Annotated in this window: 7 protein-coding genes; 2 read left to right on the forward strand and 5 right to left on the reverse strand. The window is 72.8% G+C overall.

The window, feature by feature from the left end; translation table 11 throughout:
• Positions 1 to 121: 121 nt before the first annotated feature.
• The gene (glnA, locus tag AC1RSJ_RS12080; RefSeq protein ID WP_493118633.1) at positions 122 to 1558 is read right to left on the reverse strand and encodes a type I glutamate--ammonia ligase; all 1437 of its coding nucleotides are present in this window, start codon (positions 1556 to 1558) and stop codon (positions 122 to 124) included.
• 145 nt (positions 1559 to 1703) lie between these two features.
• Here glnA and AC1RSJ_RS12085 point away from each other — a divergent pair, with 145 nt between their 5' ends.
• Positions 1704 to 2117, forward strand: coding sequence for an RDD family protein (locus tag AC1RSJ_RS12085; protein ID WP_493118634.1), 414 nt, complete (start codon positions 1704 to 1706; stop codon positions 2115 to 2117).
• A gap of 4 nt (positions 2118 to 2121) precedes the next feature.
• Here the strand turns inward: AC1RSJ_RS12085 and AC1RSJ_RS12090 are convergent, their stop codons facing one another.
• The 3 genes from AC1RSJ_RS12090 to lipB form a co-directional block, all read right to left on the reverse strand.
• Entirely contained in the window at positions 2122 to 2829 is a 708-nt protein-coding gene (locus AC1RSJ_RS12090) for a DUF4191 domain-containing protein (protein ID WP_493118635.1), read from the reverse strand.
• Between the two features lie 76 nt (positions 2830 to 2905).
• Complete coding sequence (lipA, locus tag AC1RSJ_RS12095) at positions 2906 to 3895, reverse strand: lipoyl synthase (protein WP_493118636.1); 990 nt, start codon at positions 3893 to 3895, stop codon at positions 2906 to 2908.
• Positions 3892 to 4527, reverse strand: a complete 636-nt coding sequence (gene lipB, locus AC1RSJ_RS12100) for a lipoyl(octanoyl) transferase LipB (RefSeq protein WP_493118637.1) — start codon at positions 4525 to 4527, stop codon at positions 3892 to 3894. The genes lipA and lipB overlap by 4 nt, the downstream gene beginning before the upstream one ends.
• Before the next feature lie 107 nt (positions 4528 to 4634).
• On the opposite strand from lipB, the gene AC1RSJ_RS12105 reads away from it, so the two are divergent.
• Positions 4635 to 6164 (forward strand): protein kinase family protein, encoded by a 1530-nt coding sequence (locus tag AC1RSJ_RS12105; RefSeq protein WP_493118638.1) that lies wholly within the window; start codon positions 4635 to 4637, stop codon positions 6162 to 6164.
• A gap of 1 nt (position 6165) precedes the next feature.
• On the opposite strand, the gene sucB is transcribed toward AC1RSJ_RS12105, so the two are convergent.
• Positions 6166 to 7270 (reverse strand): 2-oxoglutarate dehydrogenase, E2 component, dihydrolipoamide succinyltransferase (sucB, locus tag AC1RSJ_RS12110; RefSeq protein ID WP_493118639.1); only part of this gene is annotated, 1105 nt, incomplete at its 5' end.

Consider the following 7270-nt stretch of genomic DNA (forward strand, 5'->3'; position numbering starts at 1 on the left):
CAGACTGCCCGGGGGAGCGCGGCCGCCGCTCACCCCAGTGCGGGGGTGGACCCGGCAGCACATGCAGCGAGGGCCGCACCCGGGAATCCGGATGCGGCCCTCGCCGTGGTGCGGTCGGCGATCAGACGCCGAAGTACAGCTCGTACTCGAACGGGTGCGGACGCTGCGCGAAGGGCAGGAGCTCCTTCTCGCGCTTGTAGTCGATCCACGCCTCGAGCAGGTCCTCGCTGAAGACGCCGCCCTCGAGCAGGAAGTCGCTGTCGGCCTCGAGGGCCTTCAGCGCGTCCTCGAGCGAGCCCGGCATCTTCGGGATGTCCTTGGCCTCCTCGGGCGGCAGCTCGTAGAGGTCCTTGTCCACCGGCTCGTGCGGCTCGATCTTGTTCTTGATGCCGTCGATGCCGGCCATCAGGATCGCGGCGAACGCGAGGTACGGGTTGCCGGAGGAGTCGGGCGCGCGGAACTCGATGCGCTTCGCCTTCGGGTTGGTGCCCGTGATCGGGATGCGGATCGAGGCGGAGCGGTTGCCGGCCGAGTAGACCAGGTTGACCGGAGCCTCGAAGCCCGGGATCAGGCGGTGGTACGAGTTGACCGTCGGGTTCGTGAACGCGGCCAGGGCGGACGCGTGCTTGAGGATGCCGCCGATGTACCAGCGCGCGATGTCCGACAGGCCGCCGTAGCCCTGCTCGTCGTAGAACAGCGGCTTGCCGCCGTCCCACAGCGACGAGTGCACGTGCATGCCCGAGCCGTTGTCGCCCATGAGCGGCTTCGGCATGAAGGTCGCGACCTTGCCCCACTCGAGCGCGGTGTTCTTGACGATGTACTTGAACTTCAGGATGTCGTCCGCGGCGTGGACCATCGTGTCGAACTTGTAGTTGATCTCGCCCTGGCCGGCGGTGCCGACCTCGTGGTGGCTGCGCTCGACCTCGAGGCCCACGTCGATGAGCTTCTCGACGATGTCGTCGCGGAGGTCGGCGTGCTGGTCGACCGGCGTCACCGGGAAGTAGCCGCCCTTGTAGGGGGTCTTGTTGGCGAGGTTGCCGCCCTCCTCCTCGCGGCCGGAGTTCCAGGCCGCCTCCGAGGAGTCCACCTCGTAGTACGACTTGTTCTGCTTCACCTCGTACTTGACGTCGTCGAAGATGTAGAACTCCGCCTCGGGGGCGAAGAAGGCGGTGTCGGCGATGCCGGTCGAAGCGAGGTACTTCTCCGCCTTCTTGGCGACCTGACGCGGGTCGCGGCCGTAGATCTCGCCGTTGCGCGGGTTGTAGATGTCGAAGACGATGACGAGCGTCCGCGAGGTGCGGAACGGGTCGACGAACGCGGTCGAGATGTCGGGGATGAGCTGCAGGTCCGACTCGTGGATCGACTGGAAGCCGCGGATCGACGAGCCGTCGAACAGCTGGCCGACGGCGAAGAAGTCCTCGTCGATCATCGAGGCCGGCAGGTTGAAGTGCTGCTGCACGCCGGGCAGGTCGGTGAAGCGGACGTCGACGAACTTGACGTCGGTGTCCTTGATGAACTTCAGGACCTCGGACGAGTCGCTGAACAGGGGGTTGGACATAGGGCGTTACTCCAGATCGCCGTGGGCACGGGTTCTCCACCGGACGGACCGGCGGCTACGGCGACCCTATTGGGACGCCGTTTCTCCATAGTGACGCAAATGTTTCCGGGATGTTACGCGGGACCCGCCCGGTAGCGTTGATCGGGTGACCTCGCAGGCCCCACCGCCCGACTGGCCGGGCCGGCGCCTCGGCCTCCCCGCCGGGGGACCGCGCTCCATCGGACGGCTCGGACGCCGGATCGCCGCGATCCTCATCGACTGGGGCGCCGCGCTGCTGATCTCGTTCGCGTTCTTCCGCACCAGCCAGGGCACCGACGCCTTCGTCAACCTGGCGCTGTTCGCGGTGCTGCAGATCGTCTTCCTCGAGCTGCTCGGCGCGACGCCCGGGCACCTGATCTGCCGGATGCGGCTCGTGCCGATCACCGGCGGACGGCTGGCCTGGTGGCGCCCGATCTGGCGGACGCTGCTGCTGTGCATCGTCATCCCCGCGGTCATCTGGGACCGCGACCAGCGCGGCGTGCACGACCGCGCGGCCGGCACGGTGCTGGTGCGGATCTGAGCCGCTACCGCGGACGGGGCGCGCGCACCTTCATCGGGTCGATGCCCTTCGGGATGCCGACGCCGCCGACCGTCTTCGACAGCGACGCGAGCCGGCTCGACACCGCGCTCACCTCGGCGGCCGTCAGCGCGCGCTTGTAGCGGTTCATCGCGGTCGGCACCTTCCACAGCGGCGTGGAGTCGGCATCCGGTCCCACGTAGAGGAAGTGCACCGGCACGGTGCCGGCGACGCGGAGCACGTTGCGGCGCTCCTCGTCGAGCATGCGCTGGGTGCGGGCCCTCGGTCCCTCGCCGACGAGCACGACGCCGCCGCGGCCGACGGCGCGGTAGACCGCGTCCTTCGTCTTCGGGCTCATCGCGATCGGCATCTCGGTGCCGGACCAGTTGCGGCGCAGTCCGCTCTTCATGACCGCGCCGACGGCGCCGGGCTCGCCCGCGATCTGCGAGTAGGCGGCGCGCTCGGCACGCCGGCCGAGGATGATCAGCGCGACCAGCAGGCCGCCGACGACGCCGGCGACGATGTAGAGCACGAGGCCGAGCGGGTTCGCACGCGAGAGCAGGATGCCCGCGAGCACGCCGAGGCCGGACAGGACGACGATCGCGCCGAGCAGGTACCAGACCACGAGCGGGTCGTAGCGCCGGGTCATCTGGAACACGCGCCACATCTGCACGATGCGGTTCGGCTCCTTCTCGGGGGAGGTGGTGCGGGCCATGTCCATCAGGATACGGCCCGCACGTGCTCCTCAGGACACCGCCCGTCGAGACGCGCTCCGCCCCTCGGCGCGCGCCTCAGGACACGGCCTGGGCGAAGCCCTCGTCGGCGCGCTCGAGGTGGGCGAGGTGCTCGGGGATGGCCCGGCCGCTGAGCCGCATCGAGCGCGCCCAGAGCCGTCCGGCGCGGTACGACGAGCGCACCAGGGGACCGGCGAGCACGCCGAGGAAGCCGAGCTCCTCCGCCTCCGCCTTGAGCTCGAGGAACTCCTCCGGGCGCACCCAGCGGGCCACCGGCAGGTGCCGGGGGCTCGGCCGCAGGTACTGCGTCAGCGTGATGATGTCCGTCCCGGCCTCGCGGAGGTCGCGCAGGGCGGTGCTCACCTCCTCGCGCTCCTCGCCCATCCCGAGGATGAGGTTCGACTTCGTGATCAGGCCGGCGCGGCGGGCCCGCGTGATCACGGCGAGCGAGCGGTCGTAGCGGAACGCCGGGCGGATGCGCTTGAAGATGCGCGGCACCGTCTCCACGTTGTGCGCGAAGACCTCCGGCCGGCTCGCGAAGACCACGTCGAGCAGCTCAGGGTCGCCGGAGAAGTCGGTGGCGAGGATCTCGACGCCCGTGCCCGGGTTCTGCTGGTGGATCTGCCGCACCGTCTCCGCGTGCAGCCAGGCGCCCTCGTCGGGCAGGTCGTCACGGGCGACGCCGGTCACCGTCGCGTAGCGCAGGCCCATCGCCCGCACCGATTCGGCGACCCGGCGCGGCTCGTCCGTGTCGTAGTCCGCGGGCTTGCCGGTGTCGATCTGGCAGAAGTCGCAGCGGCGCGTGCACTGGCTGCCGCCGATGAGGAAGGTGGCCTCGCGGTCCTCCCAGCACTCGTAGATGTTCGGGCAGCCGGCCTCCTCGCACACGGTGTGGAGGTTCTCCTCGCGCACGAGGCCCTTGAGCTCGGTGTAGTCCGGTCCCATCCGGGCGCGCGTCTTGATCCACTCCGGCTTCTTCTCGATCGGGGTGGACGCGTTGCGCACCTCGAGGCGGAGCAGGCGGCGGCCGTCCGGTGCCGCGGTCATGCCGGCACCGCCTGGGGCAGCACGAGGGGGGCGAACAGCCGCTCGACCACCGGGACGACGTCGGTCGGCGTCACCCGCGCGCCCGTCTCGGCGCTGATGCTCGTCACGCCGGCGTCGGCGAGCCCGCACGCGACGATGCGCCGGTACGGCTCGAACGAGTTGGAGCAGTTCAGCGCGAACCCGTGCATCGTCACGCCGTCCGCGACGCGCACGCCGATCGCGGCGATCTTGTCCGTGCCGCGCAGCCAGACGCCGCTGCGGCCCTCGACCTGCTCGCCCGCGACGCCGAACTCGGCGAGCACGGCGATGAGCATGGCCTCAAGCCGCCGGACGTACGCGACGACGTCGAGCGGCTGCGGGAGCCGCACGATCGGGTACCCGACGAGCTGGCCGGGACCGTGCCACGTGATGCGGCCGCCCCGATCCACGTCGACGACCGGCGTGCCGTCGGACGGCAGATCGGATGGCTCGGTGCGCTTGCCCGCGGTGTACACGGACTCGTGCTCGAGCAGGAGGACGGTATCCAGCGCCCGGCCGCTCACCACATCCGCGTGCAGGGCACGCTGCTGTGCGAGGGCCGTCGAATACGACACGGAGTTGGCGCTTAGCCCCGTGACGACGTAGTCGACCACGCGTCGAGTCTAGACACCGCTCCTCCCCAGCCGCGCGCAGCCGGCCGTCCTGCACGGATGCCGGCCGCGGCCCGCGCGGCGGGCGGTGCCGCGCGCACCCTGGCCCGGTGACCTTCCCCGTCGACGCCCGCGGCCCCACCACCGTTCCGCCGCTGCCGAACCGCGTCGCGGGCTTCCGGGTGATCCGCGCCCTCGCGCGCGACGAGCAGGCGTCGATCCTGCTGCTGCACGCCGAGCGGGGCCCGCAGCTCGTCGCGAAGCTCTTCCCGGCCGAGCACCGCGAGACGGCGGACCGGACGGCGGCCGCGCTCGAGCGCGGGCGCTCACCGCACGTGGCCGCGCTGCTCGACGTGTCCGCTCAGCCCGACGGCGCCCTCGCGCTGCTGCTGCCGAGACTGCCGCGCGGTGCCCTGGGCACCTGGCTCGCGGCGCGCGACCCGCTGCCCGCCGGCGAGGCGGCGACCGTGCTCGCGCCGCTGGCCGAGACGGTCGCGCAGCTGCACGGGGCCGGCGTCGCGCACGGCCGGATCTCGCCGCGCCGGATCCTGCTCTCGGCGGCGGGCGCGCCGACGGTCATCGGGTTCGGCGGCGCCGCGCTCTTCCCGGGCGGGTTGGCGGAGGCGGTGCTCGAGACCATCGATCCGGTCGCCGCCGACCGGGCGGCGCTCCGCTCGCTCGCCGAGACCGTGCTGTCGCGCGTCAGCGGACCGGGGGAGGAGGCCGCGGCGGACGTGCTCGCCGAGCTCGCGTGCGCCGCCGACGCCGAGATCGCGGAGGTCCTGCTCGACGGGCTGTTCCGCGTCACCACGGCGTCACCGCTCACGTTCGCGGCGCCGGGGGCCGAGGGGGCTCCCGAGTCGGCGGTCCCGCGATCGGTCGGGGTCGGCCGGCTCGATCCGCCGCGGCGGGATCGGCGCCGGCGGGGCCGTCCGAGCGAGCCTCGTGTCTGTGGAGGTCGGGTCGAGGGACCACCGGTCGATGGACTGCCGCTCGACGACCGGTCAGCCGCGTCCGCCGCGCCGATGCGCCTGCTGGTCGAGCCCGTCCGTCGGCGCTGGCGCGCGCTCGGCACGGGACGCCGGCGCGTGCTCCTGGCCGTGGTCGGCGGCGGGGTCTCGGCCGTGGTGGCCGTCGCCGTGCTGCCGGCGCCGGGCGCCTCGGTCGACGTCGGCCGGCCTCCGTCCGGGTCGGGCTCCTCGGCGCCGGTGGTGGCATCCGCCCCGGACGGGACACCCCCGCCGCGGTCGAGCACGCCAGACCCGGAGACGGCTGCCGCACCGGATCCGGCCACCGCCGCCGTCGCCGGCGACGACCCGCTCGCGGCGCTGCCGGTGCTGCTCGCCGCGCGGGACCGCTGCGTCAGCGATCTCGACGCCGCCGGTCTGACGGCGGTCGACGAGCCGGGCTCCGCGGCGCTGGCGGACGACGAGGCCGCGATCGCGGCGATCGAGCAGGGCGGGACGGCACCGGTCCCGGTCCACGCCGAGGGTGCCACGGTGACGGGACGGCTCGGCGCCGCGGTGATCGTGGCGCTGGCGCCGACGGATGCCACAGGGCCGGAGACCGGTCCGGCCTCCCTCCTGATGATCAGGGGGGAGGCCGGATGGCGGATCCGCGAGCTGCTCGCGGCCGGGTGACTCAGATGCCGAGCTGGCCCTCGAAGTCGGCGGCCTCGAGGCGCGCCTTCACCGTGGTGAGGAAGCGCGCCGCGTCGGCGCCGTCGACGATCCGGTGGTCGTACGACAGGGCGAGGTACACCGTGGAGCGGATGGCGATCGCCTCGGAGCCGTCCTGGGTGACCACGACCGGCTTCTTCACGACCACGCCGGTGCCGAGGATGGCGACCTGCGGCAGGAACACCAGCGGGGTGTCGAACAGCGCACCGCGCGAGCCGGTGTTCGTCACCGTGAAGGTGCCGCCCGCGAGCTCGTCCGGCTTCAGCTTGTTCTCGCGGGTGCGGCCCGCGAGGTCCGCGATCTGCTGCGAGAGCTGCGCGAGGTCGAGGTCGCCCGCGTCGCGCACGACGGGCGTGAGCAGCCCGCGCTCCGTGTCGACCGCGATGGAGATGTTCTCGTGGTCCGGGTAGACGATGCTGTCGCCGTCGACCGTCGCGTTGATGATCGGGTACGTGCGCAGCGCCTCGGCGGCCGCCAGCGTGAAGAACGGCAGGAACGAGAGCTTCGTGCCGGTCTTCTCGAGGAAGTCGGCCTTCACGCGGTCGCGGAGCTTCGCGACCTTCGTGACGTCGACCTCGACCACCGTGGTGAGCTGCGCGCTGGTCTGCATCGAGACCACGGCGCGCTCGGCGACGACCTTGCGCAGGCGCGACATCGGCACCGTGGTGCCACGGAGGGGCGAGACCTCGACGGCCGGGGCGGCGGGCGCCGCTGCCTCGGGCGCGGTCGGCTCGGCCGCGGCGGGCTGGGCGCCGGCCTCGGCCGCGTCGAGCACGTCCTGCTTGCGGATGCGTCCGCCGACGCCCGTGCCGGTCAGCGACGCGAGGTCGATGCCCTTCTCGTTCGCGAGCTTGCGCACGATCGGCGTGACGTAGCCGGCGTGCGAGCCGGCATCCGGGGTCTCGGCGGCGGGAGCGGCCTCGGCGGCGGGAGCGGCCTCGGCGGCCGGTGCGGCCTGCTCAGCGGGAGCGGCCGGAGCCGCCTCGGCGGCGGGGGACTCGGCGGGCGCGGCCTGCTCAGCGGGCGCCTGCTCGGCGGGAGCCGCGGCGACGGGAGCGGCGCTCGGC

This window comes from Schumannella sp. GW821-FHT10F01, assembly GCF_058809295.1.